General features: G+C 68.5%; 14 protein-coding genes. 4 read left to right on the top strand and 10 right to left on the bottom strand.

What is annotated here, in order from left to right; all coding sequences use genetic code 11:
* The first annotated feature begins 88 nt into the window (after nt 1–88).
* Entirely contained in the window at nt 89–1,111 is a 1,023-nt protein-coding gene (locus tag ACNYC2_RS04395; RefSeq protein WP_419705857.1) for a DUF5937 family protein, read from the top strand.
* On the opposite strand, the gene ACNYC2_RS04390 is transcribed toward ACNYC2_RS04395, so the two are convergent.
* The 7 genes from ACNYC2_RS04390 to ACNYC2_RS04360 form a co-directional block, all read right to left on the bottom strand.
* The gene (locus ACNYC2_RS04390; RefSeq protein ID WP_419705856.1) at nt 1,053–1,679 is read right to left on the bottom strand and encodes a TetR/AcrR family transcriptional regulator; all 627 of its coding nucleotides are present in this window, start codon (nt 1,677–1,679) and stop codon (nt 1,053–1,055) included. The two genes, ACNYC2_RS04395 and ACNYC2_RS04390, sit on opposite strands and share 59 nt — an antisense overlap.
* 4 nt (nt 1,680–1,683) lie before the next feature.
* Entirely contained in the window at nt 1,684–4,239 is a 2,556-nt protein-coding gene (locus ACNYC2_RS04385) for a PEP/pyruvate-binding domain-containing protein (protein ID WP_419705855.1), read from the bottom strand.
* Nucleotides 4,236–5,702 (bottom strand): MFS transporter, encoded by a 1,467-nt coding sequence (locus ACNYC2_RS04380; RefSeq protein WP_419705854.1) that lies wholly within the window; start codon nt 5,700–5,702, stop codon nt 4,236–4,238. The genes ACNYC2_RS04385 and ACNYC2_RS04380 overlap by 4 nt, the downstream gene beginning before the upstream one ends.
* Before the next feature lie 118 nt (nt 5,703–5,820).
* Complete coding sequence (locus ACNYC2_RS04375; RefSeq protein WP_419705853.1) at nt 5,821–6,999, bottom strand: NUDIX hydrolase; 1,179 nt, start codon at nt 6,997–6,999, stop codon at nt 5,821–5,823.
* 80 nt (nt 7,000–7,079) lie between these two features.
* The gene (locus ACNYC2_RS04370; protein WP_419705852.1) at nt 7,080–7,532 is read right to left on the bottom strand and encodes an SRPBCC family protein; all 453 of its coding nucleotides are present in this window, start codon (nt 7,530–7,532) and stop codon (nt 7,080–7,082) included.
* A gap of 26 nt (nt 7,533–7,558) precedes the next feature.
* Nucleotides 7,559–7,867, bottom strand: coding sequence for a DUF3140 domain-containing protein (locus tag ACNYC2_RS04365; RefSeq protein WP_419705851.1), 309 nt, complete (start codon nt 7,865–7,867; stop codon nt 7,559–7,561).
* Nucleotides 7,864–8,079: a DUF2945 domain-containing protein gene (locus tag ACNYC2_RS04360; protein WP_419705850.1), complete on the bottom strand. Its 216-nt coding sequence runs from the start codon at nt 8,077–8,079 to the stop codon at nt 7,864–7,866. Before ACNYC2_RS04360 ends, ACNYC2_RS04365 begins: the two co-directional genes overlap by 4 nt.
* 183 nt (nt 8,080–8,262) lie before the next feature.
* Between ACNYC2_RS04360 and ACNYC2_RS04355 the strand changes: the two genes are divergently transcribed.
* Nucleotides 8,263–8,877 carry a hypothetical protein gene (locus ACNYC2_RS04355; protein WP_419705849.1) on the top strand — a complete coding sequence of 205 codons (615 nt, stop codon included), beginning with the start codon at nt 8,263–8,265 and terminating at the stop codon, nt 8,875–8,877.
* A gap of 190 nt (nt 8,878–9,067) precedes the next feature.
* Nucleotides 9,068–10,717: an SIR2 family protein gene (locus ACNYC2_RS04350; protein WP_419705848.1), complete on the top strand. Its 1,650-nt coding sequence runs from the start codon at nt 9,068–9,070 to the stop codon at nt 10,715–10,717.
* A 724-nt stretch (nt 10,718–11,441) separates the two neighbouring features.
* Here ACNYC2_RS04350 and ACNYC2_RS04345 read toward each other — a convergent pair.
* The 3 genes from ACNYC2_RS04345 to ACNYC2_RS04335 all read right to left on the bottom strand — a co-directional run bounded on the left by ACNYC2_RS04345 (nt 11,442) and on the right by ACNYC2_RS04335 (nt 16,820).
* Nucleotides 11,442–12,704 (bottom strand): DNA sulfur modification protein DndB, encoded by a 1,263-nt coding sequence (locus ACNYC2_RS04345; RefSeq protein ID WP_419705847.1) that lies wholly within the window; start codon nt 12,702–12,704, stop codon nt 11,442–11,444.
* On the bottom strand, nt 12,701–15,259 hold the full coding sequence (locus ACNYC2_RS04340; RefSeq protein WP_419705846.1) for a sigma-70 family RNA polymerase sigma factor: 2,559 nt from the start codon (nt 15,257–15,259) through the stop codon (nt 12,701–12,703). The genes ACNYC2_RS04345 and ACNYC2_RS04340 overlap by 4 nt, the downstream gene beginning before the upstream one ends.
* Nucleotides 15,260–15,728: 469 nt before the next feature.
* Nucleotides 15,729–16,820 (bottom strand): DNA cytosine methyltransferase, encoded by a 1,092-nt coding sequence (locus tag ACNYC2_RS04335; protein WP_419705845.1) that lies wholly within the window; start codon nt 16,818–16,820, stop codon nt 15,729–15,731.
* Between the two features lie 40 nt (nt 16,821–16,860).
* On the opposite strand from ACNYC2_RS04335, the gene ACNYC2_RS04330 reads away from it, so the two are divergent.
* The gene (locus ACNYC2_RS04330; RefSeq protein WP_419705844.1) at nt 16,861–17,421 is read left to right on the top strand and encodes a very short patch repair endonuclease; all 561 of its coding nucleotides are present in this window, start codon (nt 16,861–16,863) and stop codon (nt 17,419–17,421) included.
* The last annotated feature ends 10 nt before the right edge of the window (nt 17,422–17,431 follow it).

Raw genomic sequence — 17,431 nt, 5'->3', positions numbered from 1 at the left:
GGAATCGCCCGGGGAATCGTGGCCTGGCCGGGGCCGTTCCTGTTTCGAGCTCTTCCACCGAAGCGCGGACCCGAGGACACGTCGATCGATGATCAGCTTCCACCTGACCCCTGCCGACCTCACGAAGGTCAGGTTCGTCCCGACGATCGGGCCGCTGGCCGAGGCGTGGGAGAGCATCACGGTCCTGCGCGAACCACACCCCGGACGGCGCTGGCTGGCGTGGCGGGACCGGATGCGCCGGTCGCTCGCGGCGCCCGACGAGCTGGAGATCAACAGCTTCGCGTCACGCACCGGCTGCATGTTCGACCTCGTGGGCGTCACGGGCCCGGCGCCGACGGCGGCCGGCATGGCCGCCGCCTTCCTCGATGCACCCGCGGAGCGGCTGAGAGCCGAGGTGGACCACCTGAGCCGCTTCGGTGACCCGTCGTTGACGCGGCTCGGGCGCATGCTCGACAGCGACGCCGAACGCCGCGCCTTCCTCCGCGCGCTCCACCGCTATGCCCAGGGTCTGATCGGCGACGAGTGGACGACGATCGAGAGCCACCTCTCCGCCGACCTGCGGGCCCGGACCGCCGAGCTGGCCACGGACGGGCTCGGCCAGGTCCTCCAGCGTCTCCACGGAACGGTCGGCTGGGACCAGCACACCTCGACGCTGACCGTCGAGCAGAGCGCCGACGACGCGCTGGACCTGGGCGGCAGAGGTCTCGTCGTGGCCCCGAGCTACTTCGCGACCCGGGTCAGCGTGCACATCCCGCTCGAGCCGGACGCGCCGCTGGTCCTGACCTATCCCCTGGCGCGCGACGTCGACGGTGCCGAGAACCAGCCATCGCCTCGGGTCGCGGACCTCGCAGGCGTGCTGGGCGGCACCAGAGCGACCATGCTCGCCGCCATCGCGCGGGGGCAGCGAACCCAGCGCGACCTCGCCTCCGCCGCGGGCACGACGACGGTGGCGATCAGTCAGCACGCCGCGAAGCTGCGGGCCGCGGGTCTGATCACCACCGTCCGGCGGGACGGTCGAGCGCACCACTTCCTGACCGACGTCGCAGAAGCCCTCATGGTCTCGGGAGGTGCAGGAGCGGGATCATCACCTCGTCCACGATCTCGACGATGACGTGGTCGGGGATCGGGACGCCCTGGGTGATGAAGTAGTGCCGCAGCATCGCGTGACCGGACTCCAGCCGTCGTTCCGTGACCGAGTCGGGATCCACCTCGCCGCGGTCGACCGCGCGACGCACCACCTCGCGCATCGCGGCCTGGCCGGACCCGCGGGCGTAGGAACGCACACGCTGGGCCTTCTCCGGGTCCCCGAGCGCGTCGCTCAGCACCCCGCCCAGCGCCTGTCCGGCCGGCCCGGCCAGCCGCTCGGCGACCGCGCGCATCACGGCCAGGAGGTCGCCGCGCAGGCTGCCCGTGTCCGGCGGGGATCCGGCGTCGGGGAAGACGTGGTACATCGCGTCCATGACCAGCTCGACCTTGCTGGGCCAGCGCCGGTAGAGCGACGCCTTGCTCGCGCCCGCGCGCTCGGCCACCCGCTCGACCGACAGCCGCGCGTAGCCCGTCTCGGCGAGCCCGGAGAGCACCGCCTCGAGGATCGCGTCCTCCAGGGCCGCCCCGCGCCTGCGGGACCGCTTCCGGTGATCGACATCTGCATCCGCCAGGGGGCGCGCCGGAGAGTTCACCGTCCTAGTCTCCCGTGACGCGGCCCGTCCCGCCGTCGACCGTCACGACCTGTCCGTCGGTCAGGACGCTCGTCCCGACGGCCGAACCCATCACCGCCGGGATCCCGTACTCGCGCGCGACGATCGCGGCGTGCGAGCCGATGCCACCGGTGTCCACGACGACGGCGGCGGCTCGCTGGAAGAGCGGCGTCCACGACGGGTTGGTGTACGGGCAGACCAGCACGTCGCCGGTACGCAGCAGGCGGAAGTCGGCGGCGTCCCGGACGACCCGCACCGGACCCGTGGCCCGCCCACCGCTTGCCGGGGCGCCGGTGACCAGGGCGTCCCCGCCGGTCGCGCGGCCGGGGAACAGCACGTCGGGTGCGATGAGCGGCACGCCCGCCAGCTCCGCGCGGCGCGCCGAGCGGCCTCGGGCCACGACGCGCACCCGGTCGGCGTCGGCAGGAGCGAGCGTGGTGGGTTCGCCGAGGCCCTCCAGCTCCTCCAGGCGCAGGTGCAGGACGTCGTCCGCCTCGCGCAGCACGCCTGCCTCGGCCAGCCGGCGACCCATCTCCAGCACGGCGTGGCGCAGCACCGGCAGCGTGCGGGTGCCGTGGAAGTGGGTGTCCTCGCGGAAGGCGATCCCGGCGCGAGCATCGGCCAGCAGCCGCAGCACGCGCCGCTCGGAGCGGGTCAGGCGCACCAGCGGGTGCGTCAGCAGCTGCCGTTCGGCCCGCTCCGCGCGGTCGTCCGCCTGCAGCGCGGGCGCGTCCTCCACCAGGAGCTTCACCATGCCCAGCACGGTGGCCGGTGCGTCGCCCCAGGTCGGCGCCGACATCAGCAGCGGGCTCGTCGTCTCGCGGTGGCCGTACTCGTCGAGGAACGCCGCGAACGCCGCGCGGAAATCGCTGAACGCCGGATCCTGCGTGATCCGCTCCGCGAGGGCCTCCGGTTCTAGCTCGAACGCGGCGCGCAGCGCTCCGTCGGCGGGCAGTGCCCCGTCGGCGGGCGGCGCCCCGTCGGCGCGCAGTGCCCCGTCGGCGCGCAGTGCCCCGTCGGCGCGCACCTGCTCGGCGAGCCGCAGCAGCTCCCGGTTGGCGTCCTCGGTGCGGGTACGGGTACCCAGGGTCAGCCCGGCGAGGTCTCGGCGGCGCAGCAGCGCCTGCAGCACCCGCAACCGCAGCAGGTCGACCCCGACCCGAGGCAGGTAGTCCACCCGCAGGTCAGTGATCCTGTCCAGGACCTCGAACGTGCGCTGGGGCAGCCCGCGCAGCTCCGCCCAGCCGAGCGTGCGCACATCGAGGTCGGCGAGCTCGTGCGCCTCCTGCTCGAACCGGATGTACCGCTGATCGGCCGTCCAGTCCGCTGGGCGGTAGCGCCGGACCCGCGGCAGGTTGCGGGCGGGCGCGCCGAGCAGCTTCCACGTGGGGCGTGGCTGCGGCGGGACGAAGCGGTCCACCACACCGTCACGCTCCGGCAGCACGTCGGCGAAGTCGAGACGCAGGCCCGGGATCTCCGCGAGCATCCGCTCGACCGTGCGCCCGATGCCGCGCTTGATCCAGCCGCTCGTGTCCATGGGGTAGGGCCGGACCGGCACGTACTCGACGAACTGCGGGCCGGTGATCCGCTGGATCCGGGACAGGTGCAGCGGCGGGGGCGGGAGCGCCGTCATCGGCCGCGCCTGCACCAGCCAGACCCGTCCGTCGGCCCACGCCCACTCGATGTCCTGCGGCCTGCCGAAGTGCGTTGCCACCCTCCGGCCGAGCGCGGCCAGCTCGGCGAGCACTGGGTCGGGCAGCTCCAGATGTGCCTCGTCGGTCCGGTGCTCGACGCCACCACCCTCGACCCCGCGCACGACGACCTCACGCTGCCCCGGCCGACGCTCGCGCACCCGCCCGTCCCCGCCGAGGACGTAGTGATCCGGCGTGACCAGCCCGGACACGACGGCCTCGCCGAGCCCGCTGCTCGCGTCGACCACCACCTCGTCGCGGGCGCCGCTCACCGGGTTGGCCGTGAAGAGCACGCCCGCGAACTCGGCCGGCACCATCCGCTGGACCACTACCGCGATCCGCACCCCCTCGGGATCGACGTCGCGGCGCGACCGGTAGGCGATGGCGCGCTCGGTCCAGAGCGATCCCCAGCAGCAGCGGACCGCGTCGAGCAGCGCGTCGGGGCCTACGACGTTGAGGTAGGTGTCCTGCTGCCCGGCGAACGCCGCGCCGGGCAGGTCCTCCGCGGTGGCACTGGACCGCACGGCGACGGGACCGGACCCGAGCAGTGCGTAGGCGTCGAGGATCGCCGCGCGCAGGTCGGCAGGCATTTCGACGGAGGCGAAGGCCGCCCGCAGCGCGCCGCCCTCGTCGTCGGCGGCCGCGTCGAGGAGCGCCGCGAGACCCGCGCTCCGCACGACCGCAGCGTAGGCATCCGTGGTGACGACGGCGCCGTCCGGCACCGGGAAGCCGGCACGGACCAGCTCGCCGAGGTTGGCGCCCTTGCCGCCCGCCACCGCGAGGTCGTCGCGGCCGACGGCGGCGAGCGGCAGCACGAAGCTGGTGTCTGGGCGGGCGGGCGCGTGGGTCATGGGTCGCTTCTTCCGGACGAGGTGGCGACGTGCGCGGTCTCGCGCAACGGCTGGGCGGGGAGTGCGATGGCCAGCACGAGGGCCAGCACGAGCAGTGGAGCGACCAGCCCGAACACCGGCGGGACGGCGGAACCGAAGGCGTCCCGGACGGCCGCGGGCAGGTGGGCGAGCTGGTCCGGGTCGAGGGCCGTCACGGTGCGCGGATCGGTGCCGGGCGGAAGCGCCGCGGCGAACCGGGAGGTGATCAGGGTGCCGATCAGGGCGACGCCGGTGCTCGCGCCGATCTGGCGCAGGAACGTCACGGCAGACGTCGCCACGCCCAGGTCGCGATGTTCGGCGCCGTTCTGCGCGACAAGGACCATCACCTGCATCACCATCCCCACGCCCAGCCCGATCAGCAACAGGGCGCCGAACACCAGCGGGAGCGGCGTCGCGGAGCCGACCGCGCCGAGCAGGGCCAGCCCAAGCGCGGCGAGGGCCGTTCCGGCGACGGGGAAGGCCTTGTAGCGACCCGTGCGCGTGATGATCCGGCCCGACACCGTGGTGGTGATCAGGACACCCGCCATCAGCGCGGTGATCACGAGTCCGGCCTGCGTGGCCGAGGCGCCCCTGGCCACCTGGAGGAACGCGGGCAGGTAGCTGATCGTCCCGAACAGGGCGAAGCCGATGACCAGGCTGATGGCCATCGGGATCGCGACGGCTCGGTTGCGGAACAGGCGCAGCGGCAGCACCGGGTCGGCTGCCCGGCGGGCGGTGACGAGCCAGCAGGCAGCCGCCAGCACCGTGATCAGAGCCGCGACCACCACAGCCGGTCGCGTGAGGCCGCCACTGCTGAGCAGGATCACGCCCGTCACGGTGAGCGAGAGCAGGAACGCGCCGAGCACGTCGAACGGCCGACGCTCCGCCGGTCGCGGCAGGCGCAGCGTGCGGGCCACGACGACCAGCGCGACCAGGCCGAGCGGCGGATAGAGCGCGAAGATCCAGCGCCACGTGAGGTGGTCGACGGCAAGCCCGCCCAGCAGCGGACCACCCACCGCGGCGACGACGTACACCACCCCGAGCAGCCCGAGGTAGCGGCCCCGCTCGCGCGGGCTCACCACCTCGCCGAGCACCGCCTGGGCGCCGATCATGAGCCCGCCGCCGCCGACGCCCTGGACGATCCGCCCGGCGATCAGCCAGGGCATCGTCGTCGCCGTGGCACAGAGGACTGCACCGAGCACGAAGACCACTATCGCGACCAGCAGCACTGGCTTGCGCCCGAACCGGTCCCCGAGCTTGCCGTGCAGCGGCATCGCGACAGTCGCAGCCGCCAGGTACGCCGTGATCACGGCGGGCATGAGGTCGAACCGTCCAAGGCTCGCGGCCACTGCGGGCAGCGCCGGCGCCATCGCCGTCTGGTCGAGGGCGCCCAGCAGCATCACGAGCATGAGCCCTGGCAGTACCCGACGTGCGCCGGTGTCCATGCGACCCCCTAGTGAACGGTGCGTTCTCTAACCAGCGTAGAGGAAGGCGCTAAGAGACGCAACGTTCACTATGGATTCCGCGCCGGGATGCCGCACGTCATGCCGAGGACTCCGGCGCTCAGGAGACCTCGGCGTCCGCGAGCAGCGCGTCGCGGTTGGTCCGGACGAAGGCCTTCAGCGCGGCGGGCACCAGGTCGATGCCGGCCAGCGACGCGTTGTCGCGCAGGTCGACGTGCTCGACGTCGTAGGTGCCGCGCACCGGTTCCTGGAACTCGGGACCGGACCGCAGCGCCAGGTCCATCGAGACGACCCGCGCGAGGAAGTAGTGCTGCACGCTGATCCCGGTGTCCTTGGGCTGCGACGTCAGGAACACCTGCCGGACGATGCGCGCCGTCGCACCGAGTTCCTCGAACAGCTCGCGGTGCAGCGCGTCCTCCACCGAGGCATCCTCGGGCTCGACGCCACCACCAGGGGTGACCCAGTACGGGGCACGCCCCCGGACCGTCCGCTTGATCACGACGAGCCGGCCCTCGTCGTCCAGCAGGATCGCGCGCGCCGCGCACCGCACCACCTCCGACGGCGGCGTGGAGGTCGCGGAGATCTCGTCGACGACGGGCGCCTGCCGCAGGTACCCCTCGAACAACGGCCCGCCCGCGGCGTCGAGCGTCGCATGCGCCACGGCGACCATCGTCTGGTCGTCGTGCCGGGCGGCCACCCACCGGGCGGCGTACCCGAGGTCCCAGGCACGCAGCTCGCGCAGCAGCCACTTGCCGCCGCCGTCCCACCTCCCGGCCGCCGCGAGCGCCAGGTGCCCGACCCGCTCCCACAGCACCGACCGCACCACGTCGGCCTCGCCGCCGTCGCGGGCGTACGCGAGGTCGTCCAGCAGGTCGGTCACGCCGTACCTGGCGTCCTCCAGCGCGGTGTCCGACGCCGGTCCCGGGCCCGCCTCCAGCACCGCCTGGCACTCGGCCTTCAGCCCGGCGACGTGGGCCTCCCCCACGACCGGCACGCCCGTGGCTATCATCCGGGCCAGCGTCGGCTTCCGCCGCGCCGTCTCCTGCGTGACGAACCAGCGGTGCCCGGCCTCGGTGTTCACGAACAGCTCGGCCGGCCAGCCCCGCCACCGCGTGGCGTCACGATGGCCGACGGCGTCGTCGGGCACGCACACCACGATGTCGAGGTCCGAACCCGCCGTCCGGGACCCCGGGTCGAGCACGCTGCCGGCCAGGAGCGCCCAGCGCGCGTCCGGGTAGCGGTCGGCGACCAGGGCGGCGGCGTCAGCTCGTGGGTCCACGTTCGTCATCCTTGCGCACGCCCCCTGGTGGACCCACCCGTTTTCGTGAAGCTGGTCGTCGCCCTGTGGATCGGCGCGGGCTAGCTGATCGTCGTGGAGTGCTCGGCCCGTCGACGGATGCGCGTCACGATGCTCCGGGTCGCGAGCTTGTGGAAGCGCGAGTCGATCACCAGCAGCCGGTAGATCGCGCCGAGGGCGCCCGGGAAAGTCGCGTCGCTGTGTGCTTCCAGGCGCGTACCCGCATCGGTTGCGACGACGCGGAAGGTGAGCGTGTAGACCGAGAACCGGTGGACGCCGTCGAGCACGATCTCAGTCGGCGGATCCGCCGTCGTCACCTTGAATCCCGGGACCACCGAACCGGCCGCGAGCGGTCGCGGGCCTGAGGCCTGCCTGTCGCGGCAGCCGATCAGGCGCACGTACCAGGACGGCAGCCCGAGCACCTCGACCTGATCGAGGACGGCGCGCCACACGATCTCGGGTGAGGCCGTGAGCGTGGCTGTGCGGACGTCACGGTAGCGCCGGGGGCCGGTCATGCTGGGACTGTACCTGGCCGGTCGGATCAGTCCTTGAGGGGGTCGTGACCCCAGTTCATCAGGGAGTAGCGCCACCGCGTGTGCTCCACGTCCCCGTCCGGACGCTGGGCCAGGTGCCGGTGGACGTACCCGACCACCTTGCGCATGTGCGCCTGGTCGCCCTCCGTCAGGTCACCCTTCTTCTTGCGCAGCAGACGCACGATGTGCCGGCCGGACTCGTGCCCGACCGACTCGCCGCCGTCCGACTGGCCCACCGACCTGGACTCGTCGGTGGCGAGCCACCGCTCCAGCTCGGTCGCCGTCATGTTCACGGCCTGCTCGAACTCGATGCTCATGTGCTGTCCCCCAGCGCTGATGGCTTGTGGACCGCGTCCTTACCGCTCTTGTCGCTTCGCACGCGGTACTGCGGGTCGTCCTTCGAGGCCCGAACCGTCCGACCTGCCGCCTCGGTGTCCTCGGTGATCTCCTCGACGACCTCGCCGTGCACCGTCTGCCCGTGGCTCGACCAGGTGACCTCGTCACCCTTGTGGATCTTCTTCTCACCCATACGTTCAGTCTGTGTCGCCTCGCGGTACCTCGCATGAGCGGCTGCTCGAGCAGCGCGTCGGCAGGACCCGCGGGTACCCGTGAGCCCTGCGAAACCGCCAAAAAGGGCGTCCGACCTGCCAGTACATCGAACGACTTTCAGAACAGGCACAACCATCCCGTCGGCTGATGCGTCTTAGGAGTCATGCGAAACACACAGGCAAAGATAGGTTCGATGGTCCTGCTGGCCGGCCTCCTCGTGGGCCTCACGGCGGGCACGGCGACGACCGCCACCGCCGGCACCACGTCGGTGTCCTGCTCGGCCGCCGCCGACTGCCCCAAGGTCGGGACCGAGGTCAAGCTCGGTGCTCCCACCCCGGGCGCGACCGACAACTGGCAGAAGACCAAGACCAACGGCGTCCACTACAAAGTCCCGGCCAAGTGGACCGGCGAGAAGATCGTGGGCGACGGCGGTAAGGGCCACGAGTGGACCTCCCCCAAGACCATCTCCGAAGAGTCCGACCAGCACTGGCGGATCCTCGTCCAGTCGCCCTTCGTGGACCAGACGATGCCGAAGCCGAAGGAGCTGAACAAGCTCGGTTACTACGCCTCGTACGTCGAGGTCGAGGGCGCCACGAAGGCTGTGCTCGTGGCCGCGCAGACCGAGCACTGGGCCGACTCTTCGGTCAAGACGATCGACTTCCAGCTGTGGGTCAAGTCGGAGCGGACCGGTGTCGTCACTCGGTTCATGGGTGAGCTGCCGCCGGGGAAGAAGGGCAAGTTCCTGCTGAACAACTTCGTTCCTACGATCCAGCCGTGATCCTGGGGTAGGGCGGGTGGAGGCGGGTCCTGGCGGTTTGCCGGGGCCCGCCTTCGTTTGTTCGTTGCGGGTGGCGCCTCCTGCGACTGGGTTGACGTCGCGTGCGCCCGGCCGGCGGCAGGGTGCATTCAAGCTGATCTGTGCCCGGCCCAGTTGCGCGACATGGTGCGTAATCCCATAGCGTTCGCGCATGACGCCTGGTCACCTCTTTGTGGTCAACGGTCGGCTCGACATGTTGAGCGCCGACGCCGTTGTCATCCCTACGGACGAATGGTTCAACGTCGGGGACTGGTGGCGCGGAAGCGCGGGTCTCAGGCCTGACGAATCCTGGCACGACCTTCGCCCAGAAGGGTGGGCCCGCGGCGCTGCACTACCCGCGCGTCGGACGCCTGTCGGCGAGCCCGCTCCCGCGGTGTGGTTCCTCGACGTCGTCGGTGGCTCGCCGTCCGCAGTCGGTGAAGCGGCGGATCGCGCGGTCCAAGCGATCGTTGAGCGCTCAGGCGAGGCCCTGGGCCGCGCCGCGAAGGCAGCGGGCCGTCACCTGCCCCTCATCGCGATGCCCGTCATCGGAACAGGGATTGGCGGTCACGGTCGGCTTCGAGGCCAGGTCATCACTGCACTGGTAGCGAAACTCCGCGACGCCGCGAACTGCCTTGGTGTTGACATCGTGCTCGTCGCCCTGGAGCGGTCGGACTACGCCGCTCTGCAACATCGGCGTCGAGAGGCGGGGAGTTCCGTGCCTTCGGCGATGGTCGAGACAGCCGCGGGGCTCGGTGAACGCATCCGCCGGGGCGAGGTGGCGCTGTTCTTCGGCGCAGGAGTGAGTATCGCGGCGGGACTTCCGTCTTGGAGCGAACTGCTCGCCGAGCTCGTCCGAGACCTAGGACTGAACGAGCTCGAGGACAAGATCGATCGGCTCGGACCGCTCGAGCAGGCGGAACTCGTCCAGGTGACCCTGGCCCGCGCGCGCCACGCCGACCCTGCAGGTTCGGAGGCGGAACTCGGCCGGCATGTGGCCCGGATCATCACTAACGGCGCAGCACGGCCGAGCCTCACTCACGCCCTGCTCGCCAGTCTCGATGTGCGAGAAGCAGTGACCACCAACTACGACCGGCTGTACGAACGCGCTGTCACGGCAGCTCACGGGACGGAGACTGACACCGCCATCGATGTCCTGCCGTGGAGCAGGACGTCGAGCGAGCGGCCTTGGCTGCTGAAGATGCACGGCGACGTGGAGCACCCCGAGTCGATCGTCCTGTCACGAAGCTCGTTCGTGCACTACGACAGCCGCTGGAAGCCGGTCGGCTCGCTCGTGCAGTCACTCATGCTCACCAAGCACCTCCTTGTCATCGGAGCATCGATGCGAGACGACAACCTGATCCGGTTCGCCTACGAGGTAGCTGGCCTTCGGGAGGCAATCGAGACGACCGATCGCGGCGGCTCCGAGATCGGCACGGTGGTCAGCCTCGATGTGGACGATGCATTCAGCCGCCTGTGGGAGGGCCGGTTCAGTGTCGTGGTGCCCCGGGTAAGTGTTGATATTGACGCTCGGGACGTTCTGCCTCTGGTGGAACGGTCGGACCGCGAGCAGGGGGAGGCCTCGGAGCGGCGACAGGCCGCCCGCGCACTCGCCGTCTTCCTCGACACCGTAACGATGCACGCTGTTCGCGAATCGCCGTTCCTCCTGGACCATCGCTACGCGGACGGGCGCAGCAAGGAGGCGGCGCGACTCGTCGACGACATCAACAAGGTTGCCGATCGCGCGAGGGCTTTTGTCTCCGATGACGCCTGGTGTCAGCTTGTACTCGCGCTCGATCAGTTCGGGGCCGGGAATCAGTAGCCGAAGGCACGTCCTTGTGCGTTCACCCACGCCACCGCGGCGGTGCCCTGCCTCGAGGTAGGCCCGTTGGCCGTGGTGTCGCGTCGATGCGTGCGGCGAAGCGCCTTGGATGCACGCTGAGCCGGGCCGCCGTCGAGCGGACGATCTTCTTGCTCACCTGATATTTGCCTGGCCGGCGGTTTGCGCCCTGCCGCCGGGTAGGCGAATGTCTCTAGGGCTTCTAGGGCGAGGCAGAGAACAGGCGGGCCGGGCGGTGCCTAGAAGTTGATCATGTGGTTCTGCGGGGGTGGATCGTTGGAATTCTGCGATTTCTAGGTTAGCGGGGATGGGCCGCGCCTGCTGCGTGCCACTCCGGAGCAGATGCCGGGCGCCAGCCTGCCAGTCCAGCATTTCGAAGACACCTACGAAGCACGCATCTCGTCGATGTCGTTTCGCGCTGTTTCGCGTGACGAGTCAGGCGACTCAGGGGCCGAATACAGCCTGCGTACTGTCCAATCGGCCAAACGGAGGCTGACGCGCCTTCTGTACCATCGCGTGCCGCACTCTAGCGGTGCCGCAGATCGCTTCGATCATCTTGGCGTTCACTTCGGCCCGCAGCGGAAGCGTAAGGCCCTCGCGATCAGCGTACTGACGACAGTGCTCACACAGTCTCCGCAACCACACCCGTTGCAAGGTTGGGGATCCCGCCATCGCCTGCCGCGTGGAGCCGCGCCTTGGGCAGACCTCACCGTCGCGATGCGAACGCCCCTTCCATAGCCCAGTGACTCAGCAAGGACGCCAGGTCCTTGATGTTCTGGGTGCGCGACCCCGGTGCCTCGCTCGTGCGGGCCTCAAAGAGGCCCGTCTCCCACCAGCTGTCCTCGACAGGGACTGCCATTCGATCCGAGAGCCCAGCCATGAGCTTCCGCATCCTGCGATCGCCGGAAGGCGAGATGACGGGGATGCCGTTCCGCTCCTCAACAGCAATGTCGTGATAGGCGCCGGATAGACCCCGGACGATCGTCGGAGAAGCGAGCAGACTGCGTCCCCGCAGATCGGAAGGCGATATCTCACCATCGGCGACCAGGCCCAGGTCCTCGAACTCCTCGCTCAAAGCGCCGAAGTAAGCCATCGCGACAGCCAGGATGGCGGCTTCGTCAGCGTCTCTCTCCCGCCTGGACGTCATAGTGCGCCCCAGTCCCAGTGTTATCGCAGAAACGATATCGGTCACGTTCTTCCCCGAGATCCAGTTCTCGTTGCGCCCACGAACCGTGTCAGATTCGAGCTCGACGTGGTCCTTGAGAAGCGGGTGCTCCTCGATCAATACCTGAGCCACCCGGTTGATCACCTTGCGACGATCGAACGACGCCGTCAGTGACTTCGTGATCCCCTTGGCGTTCGTCGCGATGTCGTGGAAGTACTGCTTGTGATCGTCCAGTGTCACGCCCTCGAGCACTTCCACTGTCACGTACTCGCTCCGAAGCCGGTCTCGTTCCTTACTGAGAAGCGCGATGGTCTCGGCAGCCTCGGCGCTTTTCATTGCTTCGCCACGGTCGTCGGCACGCAGCTTGAGCTCGCGCGCACGGCGGGACTCCTCAGCAACTCGCTTGGCGGTGATTGCCCAACCGAGAATGCGATGCTGACCGTCGAGAATCTGCAGCTCCGACTCCGAACTGTGCGGTAGTCGCAGGATCCCGAAATCGACACCGGAGACGGTCGACTGCACCTCGAAATCTTCGGAGAGTGGGTATGTGGTGTCGAGCAGCAGTGGGGGCGTCGCCCACTTGGTGTTGGAGCGCCAGTAATCGGAGAAGTCTGACGCGCGTTTCGGGCTGACCTTGCGGTTGCCCTCGAAGGGCTCGTCGGGGTCGGGCAGTGGCAGGTGGGTCGGAATCAGGTAGATCGGCAATGCGACGACGAACAGGCTCTTCCCCGCGCGGATATACCGCTGGGCAAGCAGCTCCTTCCGGTCGTCATATCCGCTGAGGTTGAACTCGCGCATCGTCATGCCACCTCTCCCCACATTGCATCCTGGATCTCTTCGACTGTCGTCTCCCGCGACCCCTCGGTACCGAGTGCCGGTGTACAGGGAGCCTCGTGAAAGCGTGGACGAGCCGGTTCGTCGTTGTACCGTCCGTCGAGGTAGTCCTGCAGACGGAGCGACTGCGCCGGCTGCCTGAGTTCCTCGATTGTCTTCTTCTCGATCTGCCGGATGCGTTCACGGGTCACGCCCATGGCGGCTCCGATCTCCTCCAACGTCATCGGATGACCGCCTGAGAGTCCGAATCGCATCGCGATGATCCGCGCCTCACGTTCGGTCAAGGTATCGAGCACATAAGCGATCTGGTTCCGCATCAGTTTCACCGAGACGATCTCGTCGACACCGACGGCTTCTTCCTCCACGAGAAGTGCTCCGATCTCGATAAGGTCCACGGACTCACCGAGCACTCGACGTCCTGAAGGAACGGGTGTCGAGAGGGACAACACCGGCTGGCGGTAGCCTCTGAGGCGTTCCACCTCGTCGGTCGATATGTCGAGTCTGGCTGCCACAGTGCGGGATGACGGCACACGCCCCCGGGCATCCTGCAGCTCTCTCTCGACCTTCGCGATCCGGTCCATGCTCTCGACCACGTGCACAGGCAGGCGGATAGCCCGTCCGCGGTCTGCGAGTCCACGCGTGATGGACTGCCTGATCCACCACGTTGCAAAGGTCGAGAACTTGTTTCCCTTGGTGTAGTCGAACCCTTCGACTGCGCGAATAAGACCGATGTTGCCGTCCTGGATGATGTCGAGGAACAGCGTCCCCCGGCCCGTGTAGCGCTTGGCGATCGAGACCACGAGCCGCAAGTTGGCACGGATGAGGCGGTCCTTGGCCCATTCGCCATCACGCGCGACCGATTGCAGGTCACGACGACGGCGCCGCTCATCCGGTTTCGCCATCGACAGATCCCGGTGCGCGAACTCATGGACGAGACGGCTTTCCGCGAACAGGCCTGCCTCGATCCGCTTGGCAATCTCGACCTCCTCGAGGGCGCTCAACAGTGCGACCTTGCCGATCTGCCGGAGATAGTCCTTGACGGGATCAGCGGTGGCACCTGCAGACATGATCCGCGAGGGTGGCTCGCCATCGCCCGGGCCACCATCATCAAAGGCAGCCTTGCTTATAGCGGGAAGCAGGCCACCGGGCCACGCCGCATTCGAGCGATGCTTTGTTCGAGCAGCTGGCCCTGTCGTCGGAGGCGAGCCAGCGTCAGACCGTGGAAGCTCGAACAATGCGTCGACGACACGTGTGCCGATATCAGTCGTCGACCGCTCGGAGGTAGACCGTGCAGGCTTCCGCGGCTCGTCGGACGGTCCTGCGCCAGAGGCGTCCCACCACTCAGCGAGCGCCTCAGTAATCGCATGGATGTCCTGACGACGCGCACGAGGACTGCGGGCGTCGCGACTCTCCCAAGCACCCGAGCCCCACAGCTGATCCGGCACGGGGCCGCGCATCCGCCGGCCGACCGACGACAGGAACGTCTCGAGCCGTTCGAGGGCGTTGTCGTCGACCACCGGTCCGGAGTCGCTCGCACACCTCACCCGCGAGGCGAAGAGCTCCGCCACGGCCTTCAGGAAGGTGACCGACCCCGCGACACTCACCACGCGGAGGTCGGCGGCTGTCATCGCCCCCTCGGCGACGTCCTGCAGGTCGTCGAAGGCGGCGAACAGCAGGTCGAAGAAGTCCGTGGCCACCGCGAGGATCAAGTCCTCATCGTGTCGGTCGCCGACTTCGGAAGCGGTCTCGAGGCCCAGTGCCCCTCGCACGATCGCAACGACCTGAGCGACGGACAGGATCGCATTCGAACCGGGTGTAACCCGATCTGCCTCACGCTCGACCAGTCCCGCCAAGGAGGAATGCTCGTCGACGAGACGCAGTGCCGCGCGATGCACCACGTCGGAGCGATCGAACGCAGCGGTGACCGATCTCGTGATCCCTTTAGCGTTGCGCGCGATGTCGAAGAACCACTGCTTATGGTCCTCGAGCCCGGTCGAGTCCAATACCTCGACGGTCACCTGCTCGTCGCGCAGACGTGTCCGAAGCAGCTCCAGAGATCGCATGGCGTCCATCGCTGTGGACGCGGCGTCGAGATCACCTCGAGTGGAAGCCGCCTGGTAGCGCTCGGCCACTACCTTCGACCGGTCGGCGAGGTCACGCAGCAGCAATGTCCACCCTAGGACGCGATGCTGGCCGTCGAGTATCTGCAGTCCGGTGACGTCGGGGCGCGGCAGCCGCAGCACTCCCGCTTCCAGGGCACCGGCGGGGAACTTCAGCTCGAACCATGGCTCGAACTCGGCCGACGTGTCGAGGAGAAGTGGCGGCGCGGCCCATTTCTGGTTCTCTTTCCAGTACCGACCGAACTCTCGAGCGTGGTTGGGATCGACAAGACGATTCCCCTCGGAGCGTGTCGCGACATCAGGTATGGGAATGACGTCAGGGATCACGGCGATCGGCAACGCGAAGACGTAGAGGCGGCCTCCGGCGCGGCGACTTCGCTGCGCAATCACTTCCGTCACAGACATGGACCACCCCGGTAAACGACAGTTGGTGTCGTGGCCGTACGCCCCACGACCGACATTCCTGGTGGTCGAAGCTACAACAGTGGGAAGTCAGTGGTCGATGGCCTTCACCCCCTGCAGGTCAAGCCGGATGCCAGGGCTCGAGCGTAGGTCATCGTGTTCCCTGTGACCCGTGTCGATGCACGTCGCGCCTTGGTAGGCGACAGGAACCGCGCGAACATGCCAGTCCACGGGCAGAAATGCGGCCGCAGCAAGGACGGCGAAGAGCGCTTCTTCGTTCGTCGGAGCCCGCCCACTCGGATGCTCGAGGCGATTCCGGACGTGTGGGTGAAGTCGAGTTCCCTGGCCGCCGGGTTCTCCGCAGCAGCAGCACCACCGGAGAACCCGGCGGCATACGCTCCTCGCTCGATGACGGAGGTGACTTCAGCCCGACGGCTCCCACCGCGCAAGTCGCGACACGCTCGGATTCGCGTCATGCGTCGAAGGCACCCAGGATCTCTCGACCCAGCGCCTGCCCGAGCGGAATCGGGACAGCATTGCCTATCTGCCGTGCTATCGCAGTCTTCGAACCGACGAACTTGTAGTCGTCGTCGAACCCCTGAATCCGCGCTGCCTCGAAATGGGTGATCGCCCGGTTCTGCGTCGGGTGAAGATACCGCCCCTTCTCGGGCTTGAAAAACTCGGTTCGAATCGTCACTGACGGCTTCTCCCAGACCAATCGGCCCATGACATCCCCCGATCCGGTGCGGTGCTTGCGCCAACAGGGCGCCTTGAGCTCCTCTGGGAGGTCGAAACGCCCGCCCCCGTAGGGGATAGCTCTGAAGCGGTCGAGCGAGAGGTCCGTGTACGACCGTCCGATGTGTAGCTCTGACGCCTTGAAGACGCCACGCATGGTGCGGTCGAATCGCTCGATGACTCCCGGCGGCAGATCGCGTTCGGCCGCGTGTCGAGGGACCGCCTGAAGGCCGCCGCCCTCGAAGGCATCACGAACGGTCCGATACGCCTCAGGCGCATGCGTAGGGGTCGGCATTGCGATCACAGGGGCGTCCTTGTGTCGACCGAGGACGACGACGCGCTTGCGCACCTGCGCAGTACCATAGTCGGCAGCGTTGAGCACACGGGCTTCGAACTCATAGTGTTCGAGTGCGCCACCCGGAGCGAATGCCTCGGTGAACACTGAGAACTGCGGTGACTTGAGGAACGCCGGGACGTTCTCCATCACGAAGTACTGCGGGCGAGCGCGACGGACGGTCTCGGCGTAGTAGCGCCAGAGCACGTTGCGCTCGTCGTCGACATCCTGCTTCCCGAGGGTGGAGAAACCTTGGCAGGGCGGCCCTCCGACCACGACGTCGACTTTGGGCACGTCTTCCTGCTCGAGCCAACTCTGAATTGGCCCGCAGTGAACGACATCGCCGTAATTCGCCTGATAGGTCGCGGCCGCTTCCGGTTCCAGCTCGACGGCCCGAACAGTACGGAATCGCGACGATGCTGCGTGCATCCCCGCGGTCAGTCCTCCCGCACCGGCGAAGAGATCGAGAACACGCATTTCACGGTCGTCGGCCACGCTATCGTCAGGTGCCGCGACGGGGCGAGAGGATACAGGTGTGGCCACGCAACCGGACCCTATCAGGCCAGCACACACGTTCGACATCCGACACACAGGCGAAGAGCGCGACGCGCCAGACGTCGCATCCACTCGACCGTCGACGACGGCCGATGTGTCGGCTCGGATGTCGCGCCAGGCTCGTAAGGACACCGCGCCGGAGCTGGCGCTCCGACGAGAACTCCATCGTCGGGGACTTCGGTACCGCGTCGAATACCCGGTCCCGGATAGACCACGGCGGCGCATGGACATCGCGTTCACCCGGGTGAAGATCGCGGTGTTCGTCGACGGGTGCTTCTGGCACGCATGCCCGGTCCACGGGACCTCACCACGCGCCAACGGGGACTGGTGGGCAGCGAAGCTGTCCCGCAACATCGCGCGGGATCGCGACACCGACGCCCGCCTCGCGGGCCTCGGGTGGACAGTCGTCCGCGCATGGGAACACGAGCTTGCCGAGACCGTCGCCGACCTGATCGAGGCGCTCGTCCGACCCGGTCCGAGCGTGTTCAATCATGCGCATGCCGCGGGCCGCGAACATTTGGCATCGCGTCCCGCCCGATGACGGAGGCTTG

It is taken from the genome of Promicromonospora sp. NFX87 (assembly GCF_048564965.1).
Lineage (GTDB): Bacteria > Actinomycetota > Actinomycetes > Actinomycetales > Cellulomonadaceae > Promicromonospora.
Note: the sequence above shows the minus strand (reverse complement) of the source record. Positions and strands in the feature narration are given on the sequence as shown.

Bases quoted from the DNA above. Each gene is read 5' to 3' on its own strand.
- ACNYC2_RS04395 (WP_419705857.1), top strand. From the start codon at position 89: ATGATCAGCTTCCACCTGACCCCTGCCGACCTCACGAAGGTCAGGTTC.
- ACNYC2_RS04385 (WP_419705855.1), bottom strand. From the start codon at position 4,239: ATGACCCACGCGCCCGCCCGCCCAGACACCAGCTTCGTGCTGCCGCTC.
- ACNYC2_RS04380 (WP_419705854.1), bottom strand. From the start codon at position 5,702: ATGGACACCGGCGCACGTCGGGTACTGCCAGGGCTCATGCTCGTGATG.
- ACNYC2_RS04370 (WP_419705852.1), bottom strand. From the start codon at position 7,532: ATGACCGGCCCCCGGCGCTACCGTGACGTCCGCACAGCCACGCTCACG.
- ACNYC2_RS04365 (WP_419705851.1), bottom strand. From the start codon at position 7,867: ATGAGCATCGAGTTCGAGCAGGCCGTGAACATGACGGCGACCGAGCTG.
- ACNYC2_RS04360 (WP_419705850.1), bottom strand. From the start codon at position 8,079: ATGGGTGAGAAGAAGATCCACAAGGGTGACGAGGTCACCTGGTCGAGC.
- ACNYC2_RS04355 (WP_419705849.1), top strand. From the start codon at position 8,263: ATGCGAAACACACAGGCAAAGATAGGTTCGATGGTCCTGCTGGCCGGC.
- ACNYC2_RS04350 (WP_419705848.1), top strand. From the start codon at position 9,068: ATGACGCCTGGTCACCTCTTTGTGGTCAACGGTCGGCTCGACATGTTG.
- ACNYC2_RS04345 (WP_419705847.1), bottom strand. From the start codon at position 12,704: ATGACGATGCGCGAGTTCAACCTCAGCGGATATGACGACCGGAAGGAG.
- ACNYC2_RS04340 (WP_419705846.1), bottom strand. From the start codon at position 15,259: ATGTCTGTGACGGAAGTGATTGCGCAGCGAAGTCGCCGCGCCGGAGGC.